At 28.6% G+C, this 16,181-nt stretch carries 14 protein-coding genes; all 14 read right to left on the minus strand.

The window, feature by feature from the left end; translation table 11 throughout:
- Positions 1–42 precede the first annotated feature (42 nt).
- The gene (locus HZI73_RS16745) at positions 43–1,395 is read right to left on the minus strand and encodes an ATP-binding protein (protein ID WP_212694524.1); all 1,353 of its coding nucleotides are present in this window, start codon (positions 1,393–1,395) and stop codon (positions 43–45) included.
- Positions 1,388–2,914, minus strand: coding sequence for a diaminopimelate decarboxylase (lysA, locus tag HZI73_RS16750; protein ID WP_212694525.1), 1,527 nt, complete (start codon positions 2,912–2,914; stop codon positions 1,388–1,390). Before lysA ends, HZI73_RS16745 begins: the two co-directional genes overlap by 8 nt.
- 21 nt (positions 2,915–2,935) lie before the next feature.
- Complete coding sequence (locus HZI73_RS16755) at positions 2,936–4,051, minus strand: nucleotidyltransferase family protein (RefSeq protein WP_212694526.1); 1,116 nt, start codon at positions 4,049–4,051, stop codon at positions 2,936–2,938.
- A 290-nt stretch (positions 4,052–4,341) separates the two neighbouring features.
- Entirely contained in the window at positions 4,342–5,145 is an 804-nt protein-coding gene (locus HZI73_RS16760) for an ABC transporter permease (RefSeq protein ID WP_212694527.1), read from the minus strand.
- A gap of 1 nt (position 5,146) precedes the next feature.
- Entirely contained in the window at positions 5,147–5,890 is a 744-nt protein-coding gene (locus HZI73_RS16765; protein WP_212694528.1) for an ABC transporter permease, read from the minus strand.
- Between the two features lie 155 nt (positions 5,891–6,045).
- The gene (locus HZI73_RS16770) at positions 6,046–7,044 is read right to left on the minus strand and encodes an ABC transporter ATP-binding protein (protein ID WP_212694529.1); all 999 of its coding nucleotides are present in this window, start codon (positions 7,042–7,044) and stop codon (positions 6,046–6,048) included.
- A gap of 54 nt (positions 7,045–7,098) precedes the next feature.
- Positions 7,099–8,181 carry a hypothetical protein gene (locus tag HZI73_RS16775; RefSeq protein ID WP_212694530.1) on the minus strand — a complete coding sequence of 361 codons (1,083 nt, stop codon included), beginning with the start codon at positions 8,179–8,181 and terminating at the stop codon, positions 7,099–7,101.
- The gene (locus HZI73_RS16780; RefSeq protein ID WP_212694531.1) at positions 8,160–8,864 is read right to left on the minus strand and encodes an amino acid kinase family protein; all 705 of its coding nucleotides are present in this window, start codon (positions 8,862–8,864) and stop codon (positions 8,160–8,162) included. The genes HZI73_RS16775 and HZI73_RS16780 overlap by 22 nt, the downstream gene beginning before the upstream one ends.
- A gap of 21 nt (positions 8,865–8,885) precedes the next feature.
- Positions 8,886–9,728, minus strand: coding sequence for a class I SAM-dependent methyltransferase (locus HZI73_RS16785; RefSeq protein ID WP_212694532.1), 843 nt, complete (start codon positions 9,726–9,728; stop codon positions 8,886–8,888).
- The gene (locus HZI73_RS16790; protein ID WP_212694533.1) at positions 9,725–10,408 is read right to left on the minus strand and encodes a phosphoribosyltransferase; all 684 of its coding nucleotides are present in this window, start codon (positions 10,406–10,408) and stop codon (positions 9,725–9,727) included. Before HZI73_RS16790 ends, HZI73_RS16785 begins: the two co-directional genes overlap by 4 nt.
- 524 nt (positions 10,409–10,932) lie before the next feature.
- Positions 10,933–11,670 (minus strand): HAD family hydrolase, encoded by a 738-nt coding sequence (locus HZI73_RS16795; RefSeq protein WP_212694534.1) that lies wholly within the window; start codon positions 11,668–11,670, stop codon positions 10,933–10,935.
- Positions 11,660–13,654, minus strand: a complete 1,995-nt coding sequence (locus HZI73_RS16800; RefSeq protein WP_212694535.1) for a glycoside hydrolase family protein — start codon at positions 13,652–13,654, stop codon at positions 11,660–11,662. Before HZI73_RS16800 ends, HZI73_RS16795 begins: the two co-directional genes overlap by 11 nt.
- Positions 13,644–15,086: a hypothetical protein gene (locus HZI73_RS16805; RefSeq protein ID WP_212694536.1), complete on the minus strand. Its 1,443-nt coding sequence runs from the start codon at positions 15,084–15,086 to the stop codon at positions 13,644–13,646. The genes HZI73_RS16800 and HZI73_RS16805 overlap by 11 nt, the downstream gene beginning before the upstream one ends.
- Positions 15,083–16,171, minus strand: coding sequence for a hypothetical protein (locus tag HZI73_RS16810; protein WP_212694537.1), 1,089 nt, complete (start codon positions 16,169–16,171; stop codon positions 15,083–15,085). The genes HZI73_RS16805 and HZI73_RS16810 overlap by 4 nt, the downstream gene beginning before the upstream one ends.
- Between the last annotated feature and the right edge of the window lie 10 nt (positions 16,172–16,181).

Raw genomic sequence — 16,181 nt, forward strand, 5'->3', positions numbered from 1 at the left:
TTATAAACTATCAGATTAAATATACAACTTATATATTAATTCTTATTTGCTTTGTTTATTACAAATTACAGAAATCATTAATTCGTCATACATACTTATTTTTTGTCTATGCAACGATATGAAAAGAGCAAATAACCTACCATTACTATTATCATTTATACTGTCTACAAAAGAGTATATTACTATTCCTTCTCCAGTTCTTTGCGTATATTGATATTTTTTCACTTGTTCCCAAATTTCTATTAAGGTAACTCCTGGTTTTAAATTATAATATTTACTTATATAAATTTTATCCTCACCAAGCATATGAGGAAGAAATGAAATATATGTTGATAGAGAAAAACGTCCATTTATTTCTATTACTGGAAATATTACATTATCCTTAGTAATTATTGAGTCTATACTTGCAAACCCGCTATAACCTTGCTGCCATAGCCTATTACCAATTTTCATGGCTGAGTGTTCATAAAATAGCTTTTGCTCTTTTGTTAAACAATCTTTTAATGGAAATTCGCTACCTACGTAAAGACCATTCTGAGCAATCTGTTTCTTAGGTGGTATATAATCAATATTACCATCTTCATCAATAAGAACTTGATAATTAAGATCGAGTACCGTATCATACCACTTTTCAACAATTATGTCTTCAAAAATATTTATACTTTTCCTTTTAAGTATATTTAACAAAAAATGGGCTGATTTTCTATTATCTATAATAAAAATTCCTTTGCCTGATGCTCCATATGCTTCTTTAACAGCAATCTTACATTCACCATTATTTTTCCATAGTTTATGTATGTAATTGTTTAAATCATCAATGTTATCGCAAATATATCCCTCAGTTACTGGAAGTCCCAATTCTTTTGTTATTAACCTTGAATTAACTTTGCTATTTATCCAAGCTGTTATACTTGAAGTTGATCCGAATAATCTACAGCCTGTTTTCTTACTAATCTCTTTTTCATAGTTTGTTATGGCATAAGGCACTAATATTACCTCTCCATTTATAGAGTCTAATTCACTTATTTTTTTTAGTAATTCTTCATCCCTTAATATTAATTCTGATATAGGACGTTGATCATTCTTCCCCTTATTCTTAGGTATCCATATTTCAGGCATACTAATACCAATATTTTTTAGATTTTCTATAATAATTCTATTTGGTTTTTCTCGTTGAATTAGAATATCATTAGGACCAGCTAATAAAAAGCATAATTGTTCAGTCCTATTGACAGTACGTAAATTACCTTTATTTTGTAGTTGAGGTAAGATCGAGCTTTTCTTATCATTCCAAAGAGATTCGATACCAATATTAAGCCACCATATATATATATTATTTTCTTTATTAGAATTACTAATACCTAACTTCTTTTGTGAGCAAACTGCCTCAAACATTTTCAATCCTTCTTTCAATATTTTCAGCAATACATTTAATTTGTCTAAAGTTATCAGCAGTTAGTTCATCATCATTAAATATAAAGTCAAACTCTGACTCAATCTCAATTATAACTTTAAGGATATTCATCGAATCCATTCCTAAACTAAACAAATCATCTTCTACATTAATTTTTTCTATATCAGTTTGAAATTGAATGACACTTCCCAAAATGTTCTTAACCTTTAATTCTATATTTTTCATATTTCCTCCTTTTTTTACACAATAATTTTCTATTACATATTGATTTTCTATCAAGAACTCCTTTTTTCCTCTCTCTCTAATTAAATAACTACTATTTTTCTCGTATGCTACTTCTGCCGGATGATTATGACTTAAAAAATACGTCATACTTGCTGTTAGCCCGTAGGCACCAGATTTCATTATGGCAATTGTGTCGCCCTCTTTTGCTTCAGGTAATTCGATATTTTGAGCTATAACATCTGAGGGTGTACAAAGAGGTCCAACTATATCTACTCTTTTAACCAAATCATTATCATGAGTCTGAATAATATCTATAGGAAAATTATGCCGAACAAATCTACCTATTCCAGCTGCCGATGAATGGTGATTAGCCCCCCCGTTCGTTACTAAATATGTTTTACCTCGTGATTCTTTTTTATACAATACTTTAGTTAGATAACATCCACTTTCTGCCATTATAAATCTTCCACTTTCCACAATAAATCTAGTACTCGATGAAAATTCTTTTTTATATTTATCATAAACCTGCTGAAGTCCATCTCTTAAACTTATTATATTTAACGGCATTTCTTTTGAAAAGTATGGAATTCCAAATCCACCACCAAAATCAACTACTTTTAGTTTAACATTGTAAATAGATTGAATAGATTTTGCAAGCTCTAATATATTTCTAAAATTCTGTATAATATTATCTGTATCTAGTATTTGTGTCCCTACATATACATGAATCCCTTCAAATTCTATATTTTCTAGAGTCATCATTATTTTAAATACTTCATCCAACTTTTCTTCATCTATACCAAATTGTTTTGAAATACCACCCATTTTTATTCTAGCCCCATCCAATTCTTTTTTAGGGTTAATCCTTAAAGCTATAGATGTTTTTTTACCAATTGTTTTTGAAATACTATTGATTATTTTAAGTTCACTTATAGACTCTACTACTATACATAAAATATTATTTTTTATAGCATACTCCAATTCCTGTTGGGTCTTTCCAGGTCCGACAAATATTATTTGTTGAGGGCTAATACCAGAATATATAGCAGTATAAAGTTCACCTTCTGACGCTATTTCAGCTCCTGTAACATAATCCTTAACAAAAGTAGTAATACCAAGATTTGGATTTGCTTTTATAGAATAAAATAACAAAAAACCAACTGGCAAAATTTCTTTTAAAGTAGTTATCTGCCTTCTTATTATTGATAAATCATAAGCATATAACGGTGTCCCATATTTTTTTGTTAAAGATAATAGTATTTCTTTTTTACTCATATGTAATCCTTCTTTCTATTTCTAATCTAATTCTAAATATCTCACACCTTTTTTTAACTCATCTTTATTACTGTTATCAAAAATTCTATGCCAGAATGACTTGCTCCACTCAACTCCTTCCCCATAATCTCTTTCTCCATACATATTTATAAAACTATCATTACTAATCTCTAATTGTTCTATCAGTTCATCTTCATAACCATCATTATATATTTCTTTAAGGTAATATATTGTAAAATAAATTGCCTTTTCCAAATGATTATCTTTTGCAAATTCTATAGCTTCTTTCTTCATATCCTCATCCATATTATTTAGCATATATTCACGAACATCACAAAATTTTATTAAATTTAAATCGTTTTCAAGAACTATCCACATAGTATTAGTTGCTTCTTTAAATAAATGACAACATAAATGCACAAAAAAATGGCTTGGCTTTAGAGTATATAATCCAAAATCATTATCTTCTTGTATCTCTGAAATCATTACTTCAACAGGGCTTAAATCCAAATTAAGATCAAGACTAAAACAAAAATCAACCTCAATAAACTTAAAATATTCTGATTTACTTATCTTTTTAAATGGATATAGATTATTCATGTTCATTTTCCAAAGTATCTGTTTTTCTCTATCAATTGGTTGAATACTATTGCTTTGATAATCATAATCTCCTTGAGTGTAATTTAATGATTCCATTATTGAAATAATTCGACTTACATCAGAACGTTTGACCAAACAATCTACATCACTTATAGTCCTAATTCCATAGTCTTTATACATATTAGGAATTAGATAACCACCTTTTAATGGGGCGCTATAAATGTTATTTTCTTGTAGAATACTTAATATTTTTTTCATATCATTTATATACGCTTTATTTCTTTTTTTAGTTCCAATATAATAGAAATAAATAATTCTTTCTAGTTTATGAGGTATTTTATTTTCTAATTTTAGTTTCATTAAATTATACCAAACTAAAGTAGCAACTTTATTTTTAATAGCTATATTAAAAACATTATACCAATCTATATCCTTTATACATAATTCTCTTAAACTATCCTTATTCTTCTGAGAGAAAGTAATTCTACTTCCTAATATAACAATTTTCTCTTCATTAGTCATTTCGAAATTAATCATCTAATTTCCTCCTTTATAATAAAAAAATAGCTTGTTGCAAGACTTATAACAATAATTGTCAGCTTTGGAATTGCCCAATTGCTTCTAAGAAATTTGCTTACCTCCATCTTAATAAATGTAAACCAACATCAGATCTTAAAATATTATTTTGTGGTAAAGAGAAGCGGTACATTGGTTAGGTCAAAATGAGTGTAATACACTAGTCTTTTTGCTTTCAACCATACATGTCTATTTAACTTTTCCTTACACCTCTTTATCAAAAAATTATAGTTATGTATAGTTGAGAAGCTTTATGAACCTGTACTTTGATATCTATTCATTCCGAATTTCCATATGAGTAATGACATTGCAAATGTAATTATCCCAATTAATGGCGTACCATATATAAATAATTGATGATAAACGACATTCTCTTTTATATTCAGAAAATATTGTACAGGATAAAAGTTTACAAAAGCATATGGTATAACAAATGTTAGTATTATTTTTATGAATTTGTTATAAATATTTATAGGATAATTCACGAAATCTCTAAAACCGTAGATAATTGTATCTGTTAATGCTGTTGATTTAACAAACCAAAAACTTATACTTGCTGTAATAATCATCATCGATGCTTGTATTAATACACCTCCAATGATAATCAACATAAATAGTATTATAAATTTGAAATTCCATATAATTTGTAACTTGTTTAATGAAATAGAAAATACAATTAATCCCAGAATTATATGACCTATGAAAGCATGATTAAATTGCTTACAAATTAAATTTAAGAATGGATTCATAGGTCTTATCAATAAACTATCAAATGTCCCTTGTTGAATCATAGTTCCTAAGGCTCTCATAGGTGACCAAAAGAATAAACCACATAATCCGTAAGTGAATAAATTTAGATTATATAGGAACATTATTTCATAAAAAGACCATCCGAGAATATCACTAAATTTATTTAAAATAAGCCAGATACTTGCATAATTTATTATGTATGTAAAAATTTGCACAAATATATCCATAAAAAATGAAAATCTGTATTCTATCTTACTTTTTAAATAAACAATAATATATCTAGAGTATAAATTTAAATAATACATTTTAACCTCCTTGTAAAACTAACTTTTTTATTCCTTTATGCCATAAGAACTTTTCAATTATAACTAGAATCAATATCCATAGTGTTTGTTGAAATATCAAATTAACTGTTTCATAACTAGATACTTTGTTCATATAAATAGAAATAGGCGTAAAATAAATTAACCTAAAAGGTAAATATTTTGCAATTTGATTTAAAAAATCAGGAAAAAACCAAAGAGGAATAAAGGCTCCTGAGAAGAGTCTTATTAAATCATACATAAATCTATCTAAATGCCAAACAGATAGATACCAAAATCCAGTAAGCCCAAGAATATAATAAATCATAAAATTAATAATTAGACTATTTATACAGCACACAATAAATAGAATGCTTAACTTCCAGGAGATTAAGGGCATGTCTCCTATTAAGGCTATAATAAGAATTAAAGGAACTAATTGAAAAATAATTTTATAAATATTTTTTCCTATTAATTCACAAAACAACAACATCTTAAAATTAATAGGTTTAATTAAATCAATTGCTATTTCACCAGTTTTTATTTTGTTATCTATTCTTAATATTACGTTATTTGATATAAAAATTGATATACATGTACTTATTAATGTATATATGATCATTTCTTTAATCGTTATTCTTCCAATATTAGTATTTATATGACCTGCATTTCCTAGCAAAGCTTTCCAGATAGAAATCTGAATAAAAAGAGTAATGATTCTTTGAAATATGCTCAAATATGTATTCAAATTATACATTGTATTTGAATAAAAAACGTTTATTATAACCTTAAGATACACTCCCATTCTTACATCACCTCTTTATTCTTTAATATTATATGATCTGATTTTTAGATTAACATCTAAAATGAGTTTTTTATCATTTTCACACTAAATTCATATGTTTATTTTAACGATCTAAGTTCATTGTACATATTTCTTATTATTTCTTCTACATCAGCTTCATAATCTGTGAAATCTTTTATTTTATACCTTTTCATAATCCAACTAATTATCTGTGTAGCATTAATACATGTTTTATCATACCTTATTAACGCTTTATTATTTTTGATCTCAGCGTTGATTATATTTAATTTATAAAACTCTTGACTAGACAAAATAATCCCTTCAGTTTCAATCGAAATCATTTGTTGTGTTCCATAATTACTCTTAAGTTGCTGCAATTCCCCGTCATACATCATCTTACCACGGTCAATTACCATTACCCTTGAACATAATTTTTCTATATCAGACATATCATGAGTTGTTAGAAGTACAGTAGTTTTTCTTACTTTATTTATCTCCTTAATAAATTCTCTTATTTTTTCTTTAACCACTACATCCAAACCAATAGTAGGTTCATCAAGATATATAATTTCAGGATTATGTAATAATGCTGCACAAAAATCAGCACGCATTCTTTGTCCTAAGCTTAACTGCCTTACAGGTATATGGCTAAATTCATCTAGATCCATTATATCTCTATAAAAAGTAATATTCTCTTTATATTGCTCATCAGGTATTTTATACATATACTTCATCAGATTAAATGTTTCGGATACAGGTATATCCCACCAAAGTTGTGTTTTTTGTCCAAAAACAACACCTATCTTTTTAGCATTTTCTATTCTACTTTTATAAGGTATTAAATCATTAACAATTATTGAACCTTTTGAAGGCACTAGTATACCTACAAGCATCTTTATTGTTGTTGACTTACCCGCACCATTAGGCCCTATAAAACCTATTATTTCTCCTTTTCCAATATCAAAAGATATATTATCGACTGCAATTTTTTCTTCATATTCTCTTTTAAAAAGAGATTTTATGGTATTGCCAAAACCTTCTTTTCTTTTCTGACACTTATATATTTTAGTTAAATTCTCCACTTTAATTATTGACATAACAAAACTCCTAACATAGAATTAATATATAAATCATTTATCATTGAATCCAGTTTATTCACTTCTAAAAAAAGAGCTTAATTTTTCAGTGGTTATTGAAACACGTTTAAATTCTAAGAATTTAAAAAGCATGTTAAAATCTTTAAGACGACCATAATTTGATTTTAATCTTATTATTTCATGAGGTAAAAGCGTAGGAATATTTCTTCCATATACATTTACAAAACAAATTTTTGTATGAATATCATTAGTTATTTTTTGAATATAGTGCTGATTAATATCTATGTCAATTGTTATCAGATCATCCTTTGTATTAAAGGTTATATAATCATTAGATTGTTTACTAATTTTTAGGTTTAACTTTTCAGCAAATATATCAAATATAATTTCGTTGTAATCGCCTATTACAATGACATCGATATCAGTCGAAGTATCCAAATAATGATTAGAGAATAGCGCTAATGATCCACCTAAAGCATATTTTATATTATTTGTTTTAAAAAAGGTATGTATCTCAATTAATTTATTAAATACTTTATAAGCAATATCTTCCATTAGAAAATTTTGCTTATATTTATTTGGAATAATTTTCAAATCACTCTTGGTCATATAAAGATCTACATTGAATTCCTTTCTAATTTCTACTAATTTATCCTTGGCTTTTATGTACAACTTAGAATAACTTTTTATAACTTTTTTTAAATATTCCATGTAACTTGGATAAAAAATTTTTTTTGACTCATGTCGTTTAATATTTACATATTTCTTACAAAGTATCTCTATTTCTTTAGAAGATATGTTACACAAGTACATAATTGATAGCAGAACAGATGTTTGATTATTATTTAATTCTTTAAATATTTTATCGTAATCTAGTTTATAATGCCATTTTCTTAGAAGTGGACCTATAAAATGTGAATTATAATTTTCATCATCTCTTAAAAAGTTTAATAATGTTTCCTCTAAAGAAAGAATATTATATTTATGGTAATTAATATCAGTGTTTTTCTCTTTATTTGTGAACCAGTTAACTTTCCCTGTAAGTATTGGTGCAAGATATAAACTTGTTGAAATAGGATGCCCAAGTATAGCCTCTTTAGGAACATTTGTAAAATCTAGATAATATAAGTTCCGCAATCTAATTCTCCTTTTAATATAAAATTCTCTAAAACATCAGGCTTTAAGCCATTTATAATTGTAATAGGTATATTAGTCTTTTCTGCAAGTAGAGGAAATGTTTTATCCAAACAGTCTTGTTCCATATTTATCAACTGAGATTTTCCAACATTTTTTATTACTTTATCCTTCTCATTATAGATACCATCAATACTCTTAAGAATAATTAAATGCTTTACCTCGAGTATATGAGCAAAATACAATGCCATGCTATCTGAACTAATTCTGTGTGTATGCCTAAAAGGATCTAGTAAAAAAATAAGATTAGCTGGCATTATAATTGGTACATTTTTATCCTCTAATATAAATTTCGAAGTCATAAAACTATCTGTAGGAATAATATTTTTAGCATAATTAGAGAAAAATAATGCTGTTTGATCTAGTGATAGTGTAGTAGACTTATGCATAATGTTTCTTTTAAATTTAATTTCTTTATCATAATTAGTAACTTCTCTATTATATCGCTCAATATAGTTATCAATTTCGCCTCCACCTGGAAATAAGAGACATCTTTTTTTGACACCTAATTTCTGAATAGTGGATGCTAGTTTATAGCACCCCTCTATATTTTTCAGAAGACTACCTCCGATTTTAATTAAATAATCTATTTTTAAATGATTCATGCCCATTTCAATCTCTAACATAATCAATTTATCCTCTCATTATTATTTAAATCTTCCTATAACTAAAAAATGATCTGCATTATCAATTATATAATTATATCCATTAAACAATACAAGAACATCAATCATATTGCTAAATTCTTCCTCTGAATTAATAATGTTATCAATATATGGTTTCATAAAGGCAGCATAACTTTCACATGCAACTGCTGTTTCGACCTCTAAATTATTCTTAATAAATAACTTTGTTGCTTCATCTAATGTATGTGTTACTATTGGAGGCATATATTCATTTCCTAATTTATCATTTAAAGGATAATATTCTCCATGTTGCATATACTTCTTTTCAAATAATGTTCTAGTTTCATTAAAATATCCACGTTTTAGAAAATCTTTTAAAACTGAACATCTAGTCAAAAAAATAGCAAAAACTCTACCACCTGGCTTTAAGAATGATAATATATTTTTTAAGCATGCTACTCTATCCCGTAATTTAAGAATATGATAAAACGGTCCAAAAATTAATACATTATCATAATACTCTCCAGGTTGAGGTACATATTCTTCAGCTTTGCAACAGGTAACATGTAATATATTTTTTTCTAAACCAAGTTCTTTAAATTTCTCAACTGCAAAATTTAAAGATTGCATCGATATATCTACAAGGCCAACATAGTGACCCATTTTAGCTAGTGCTAAAGCATGGCGACCTGTCCCACAACCTAGATCAAGTATTTTACTACTGGGTTCAATATGTTCTTTTATTTTTCTTTGTACAATTTCAAACTCAATATTTGAATAGTAGTTCTTTTGAGTACGTAGCCATTCTTTCTTAGGATTTAAATCATAATAATCATGAATCTGTTTATCTATATTCTTTTTCATATAATCCTCCTCCAAATACCTTGATGATTTTCTACAACCATGCTATTTTCTAACTTTTTTAGTGCATTTATCACAGCCCTTTCCTGAACATTTACATTAAAAACCTTCCTTATATTTGCTAATATTTCATACAAATCTGCATCTGTTTCTCTTAATATATAATTAACCATACATGATGCATCTCTATTAATCCTCCAAGGAAATATAAAATTTTTGTAGGATGTGAATTCATGAATAAAGAAATCTGGTTTAACAACTGAATCTATGTAAACGTGAGTACACGCTGTTTTTACACATTGAGAAGAATACTCATATAATTTTCCAAGAAAAAAACTTGCCGTTTTTCCACTGTCAATAACCTCATCTACAAGGAGAACTTTTGCGCCATTAAGCAGATCCTTGATTTCATGAAGCGTTTCATCCGTAAACATTACTTCAGGCATTAAAATGTTTTTATCTTTGACAGCGCGAATACCAGCGATATTGCTCTTAATAAAGTAGTCAGCTAAAACCTGCGCTACAACCCATCCCCCCTGAAATATACCAACTATTACATCAGGTTCAAAATTGGTTTGAATCTTATTTGCTAGTAAATCGATATCCTTCTGGAAATCGTTCCACCTTATGATTTCCAAATCCTTTGATGGATCAATATTAAAGATAATATCATTAATAGCCATCCTTCCTCCTCCTATCATTTAAATAGTCTCTCGGAATTACCCGATTATGATGTTTTAAGGCTTTTCTTAAGATACCTTTAACTTCATGCTTCTTTTTTTATTAGAGCTTTTTTCATACTAAATCTATTGCCTTGTCCTCTTGCTCGTGGTGCTACTTATATCTCCTGTGACGATCCTTGTTCTAGTGCTAAGTATGGGCGTACTTTTCATACATTCCCTAAGGACAATAGACTTTTTTACTGTGACACCAAGTATTCTAAAGAGAGGGCTGATATTTATAAAAGGCGTACTTCTGTAGAAAGTTCTAACAAACGTGAAAAGTTGATTATCATTTATAACATGGTAGACATAGGTCTACTAAAATGTGTAGCATACGCCTTTTTGGAACTATGATGTGCCAACTTACGATGCTTGGCATAGTCATTTTAATGAAGAATTTACAAGCTTTAAAACAACTGTTTTAGTTTAAATTTGCTGTCACCATTAACCTAATAGTATATTTCAAAAAAATGTAGTCCATTATATTAATGTATGTGGCTCATAAAGTCTTTTAAAAAATGATTAATACTTTTATATCTAGGTACAAATTTTGAATAATCACTTTGTTTAGTGTCAGAAATCCAAGCTACACTGATACCTAATGAAGAAGCTCCTAAAACGTCCAACTCCCAACTATCTCCTACATAAAGGCAATTATTTATATCTACTTTTAATTCATCTATACATCTTTTATATATCTCAGGCGCAGGCTTTCTTATTCCAATGTCAATTCCACATGTTAATACTTTAAAATAGTCTTGTATACCGGCTTTTTCAATTTTATTTTTTTGAAGGTTATAATCACCATTTGTACATATTGCCATCGGTATACCTGCTATATATAACTTTTTTAAGCATTCCCTAGTATATGTTTGAATGATTACATGATTATTCCGAAGCTCCGAATAAGTATTTATTAATTCATTAATTTGTTTGCTATTTAAATATATTTTTTTTCTTTTTAAGGTTTCTCTCCAGACAAAACTACGTATTTTATGGCTATCTCCTAATGGTTTCAATATCTCATCATATCTATCCCATAAATTATTAGATACAAACTCATAACACTGTACCATCTCTGAAACATTGCAATTTCCTTCTGGCTTATATTTCTTAACAATATACTTACATACATCTACTACAGAAAGATACCATCCTTTAGTATCTTCAATTAACGTATCATCAAGATCGAAGATAAGAGCTTTTATATTACTATATTTCATTATCATCACCTATTAATAGTTTAAAAAGTCTACTTGCGCAAGACAGCATAACTATACCTAAATCTCGTTGATAACTTTGACCATCTTTCCAAATAGGTTCAAGCCTAAATATAAGTTTACTCATCACATAGGCTTGTACCCTTTCATAATTAACAGGAATATCCTTAAAATGTTCCTTAAGCCAAGTTGTAGTCAACAAATTCCTTAGTTCAATAGATATAAAATTGTAATTTACCTGTATTTCTTTTCGCTCATCACATATCTTTACAGATATGTTCTCAAAAGCTCCTAGATGCTTAATTGCTGATCCAATAAATTTGGCAACTGAATAATCAATATCTAAGTAACCCGAGAATTCAAAATCCAACATTAAATAGTTTAAATCATCTGTTACTATAAAGTTCTTAAAATGATTATCTCCACTAAAATAAGCTACCCATTTGGGATAATATGATAATATATTTCTAGCTGATTCAAATTCATAACACATAGGTCCCAAATCCTTTGTAGTATTATCTATAAGCCGATATGAGAATATTTTATCTTTTGAGTGCCTTATCACTTCCTGTAGCCATCCCATCAAAACATCTGGGGTCTGAAGAGAATAACTTATCCTTTCCTCCGAATACTTGATTATAGTTTTCTTCGTTAGTTTTACGAATTTATTTAAAATATTGTCCAATATAATGATAAATTTTTTTGAATTACTACTTGCATAAGATGCTAAGTTACTCCCCTTGATGTATGGCATTATTAAAAGTGGTTTTTGGTTAATGTATCTTAATGCCATTGGTACATGTGTAATGTATTTTTTTAGTTTAAGATACCCTCTATATTCATTTTCAACCCAAAAGCGAGACCGCCCAAGCTTTACTACTTTACTATCATTTTCTTTATCTGAAATCCTAAAAACAGGAGTCGAACTAGGTCTAATCTGCTTAATTTTTTTAGATATGTAAACATTATCGAAACTATTACTATCATTTTCTTTACTTAAATACTTATGAGGTATATTTCTTATCTCCTTGTCAATATCTCTTAAAAAATTAATATCTGGTTTATAGCTTTTAGCTATTTTATTAGTATAATCATTATTTATTTTTCCAAAATATAGTATGGACCATTCCCCTAGTCTATTTTCGCCTGAATAGTATAATTCGATGCTATTATCTATAGAAGAAACATAAAGACATGGATAAAAAGCATATGCGTAGTCCAAAGCTTCTTTATCACCTCTAAAAGTAACCGGCCCTAGCTTTTCCCATCTATAACCGTTATCACTTGTTGCTAACATCACACACCTTGCCGTCCCTCCCCCATAAGCCATAATAAACTTATTACCATATTTAATAACGGATGGACAATCACATGCGTATTCATCTAACTCTCCTAAAGCCCCACAATCTAAAACAACACCTTTTTTAATCCATTCTATGCCATCTCTACTCACTGCATAATGGATTCTTCTATTATTACCATCTCTACCTGCATACCATAAGTGAAAATAGCCATTATCATACAAAACTGATGGCAAATAAGTATGCTGGCAATCAGTAGTCATATCAGGGAAAATTGCTACTTGTGGTTCAGACCATCTATCACCTTGTATTCTTCTAGTACTAACAAAAATAGACCAAGTACCATTATGCTCCTTACCACTAAACCAAATCCACTGGTTTAAGTCATTTTCTATGAAGCATGCTCCCATAACATCTAAAAATTTTTTATGAAAATCAAAAGTATCATTTTGGTTAATCTCCCATTTATTATTAGAATCAAGTTGACAAATCCTTATCCTATTTTTTCCCCCTACATACCAACGTTCTACTAAGCTATTATCTCTATTAGATCTCCATAGTTTATCTTCAAAACACATATCTTTTCTAAGACCATATGTTATAAGCATTTTAAGCTTCATATTAGATTCAAAAACGTACGGAGCAAATAGTATTGCTCCTTTTTCATGTAACAATTCACGTTTCACTGTTTTCTAACACCTCATTATCTAATATCTCATCTTCAAATCTTTCATATAGCATTCTCAGCAGTAAATCTGATCCATTTACTACAGAAAGATATTGTGTATTTGTTATAGTTTTTTTATATTGCAGTCTTTTATTATATGCCCAATAACTTCTAGCAACCCCTAATCCCCCCCCAAGTTTCCTTGCCATTCTTTCAACCATATCAAGTCTTTGCTTTAACGTCATTCCATCTATCAGCATTTCATTTGGATGATTGTATACAGTACCTATATCAAATGTTAGCGGGGCAATACAAATTGAAGCGTTTGTCTCTCCTATACTATCAACTAACATTTTATGAGTCTTACCTGTAAAAATAGAATCATCAATATGAATTATTAAATCAAAGGGTAATATATGAATAGTTTCTAGAGAATCTAAGATATTATCAAATCTGTTCATCTCATCTTCATGAAAAGAAAACCAAACACGTTGAGTTTTTATTAAAGCTTTCTGCGATTCATTAACCATACTTTTCCATATTGATCCTGTATGTATAGCACCAAATGCATTACTTAAAAGCATAATATTAGTATTTTTTTTGTTATTTAATGTTTGCAAAAATCTTTTCTCAAATGATGAAAGAACAATCCATAACTGATCTCCTTCTCTTACTGATCTCACCCATCCTTTTTCATGTTTCTTTCTTAAAAAACTCTCAACTTCATTACAAAAATGAATAATTCTAGGGTCATTAAGAAATTTTTTAATAGTATTTATAGCTTTTGTTGGTTTTGGTAATCGCTTCTCCCTCCATATAAAATAAGAGTAGTTCGTCAGAACTTGAGCAATATTATCCATGTGAATATCCAGTACCTTGTCAAACCCATCTAGTCCTTCTACTGATAATTTGCATCTTTTTCTTTTTAATACCATATATGTCCAAGCTATCGAACAAAGATCATTAAAAATCCATTCTATAAAACTAATAGATGCAAGCCAATCATGGAAGGAAATCATTTTACAAGATAAATCAAAATCCAATATATCCAAATACTCGTTATAGGTATATATTTTTTTTATAATACTTATCCAAAACTCATGAGGCTTAGGACAATTATCTGATAAGTACATGCAAGGATCCGCAGAATAATACTTATATCCCCTAAAATTAATGAATCCATTATACCATTTAGCTCTATCCTTAAAAAAAGCTTGCTGTGGCTTACTTAATAAATTCCACTCTTCTTCTTTAATTCTGAAACCACCTACCTCATCAAAATACTTTCTAAGTGGCATACACACATGACTATAATCGATATAACTATTTTTATGAAACGCTTCAACCCATTCTTGCTCTATTTCTCTTGTCGTTATTGCAATCTCCCGTCTCATGGCTTTCAATCTATCTAAAATCTCTTTACTCAATTCCATTTCCGAGTTTTTATTCATGATTCATCGCCATCAATCATTAGATTAGAACCCTCAATCATATATGCATCTATACTCAGTAAGTCCTTAAGCATATTGTTTTCTATGTAATCCTGGTTTAACTTCCTTAGTCCAAGCCAATCATTGTAAAAATTTATATTAGTAATTATTGAGTCATCAAGAAGTTCTTCCAGCTCATTTTCTGTTATCTGTCTAATTCTTTGTGTATTCCTTTCTTGGATCTTTAACTGAGGCAGGAATATTTTATCTAAAAATCCATAATTTTTTATTGAGCAATCCGTTAACGTAGAAATTTCACTAGGCGTAAGCCAAACTTTCTCAACTTTTTTACTAGCTTCCTTTTCACCTAACTCGATTAACCCATTTAGGTATTCTTCTGTTAGTAATTTATGTTCTGTTAGTAATAGAGCTACGCCTCCAGCTCTGCTATGTATATCTCGTAATGACTCCAGTCCAACCGTCGAAATAATTGTTCCTACTCCAACAAAAGCTACACCAGGCCATCCGTATATTAATATTTTATTATTTACTGTGAGCGCCAATATTCTCTCGTTTGCAAGAAATTTTTTTATTCCCTTACCTTTTAAAACGTTTTGGAATACGGATGTAGTTTTTCCTGCTCCTTTACCTCCAAAAAAAATGTATGCTTTATCTTTAATCATAATACCCGATGAATGAATTATGATTGCACCTCGGTTCAAAAGTCCTGAAATAAGTATTTGCCTTATTGCTCTGTATGTATCCATGAATAATCCTTGAATATTATCATTAACTACCACTAGCTTCTTCTCTGAAGCTTGAATAATAAAGCTATCTGTATTACTATTCCAAAGAACATTTTTTTTCCCCAATTTAAATGAATAGAGTTGTTCATTATACTCCCCTTTAATTGCAATCCCTAAATTTTTATCTTTGCATACCATTTTGTTTTTTTTGAGATGGGCGATTACCTCCCAAGTACAATTGGTTTCAGCATCTCCAGCCTCTGGTACAAGATAGTCTCCGACATATCTTAGTAACTCATCTGAATTTGATTTAAGCAATACATAATCTAAATAATTTGAAAAAATCATTTTTTTTTCCATTTTATAGCAC

Source organism: Vallitalea pronyensis (assembly GCF_018141445.1).
GTDB classification, from domain to species: Bacteria; Bacillota; Clostridia; order Lachnospirales; family Vallitaleaceae; genus Vallitalea; species Vallitalea pronyensis.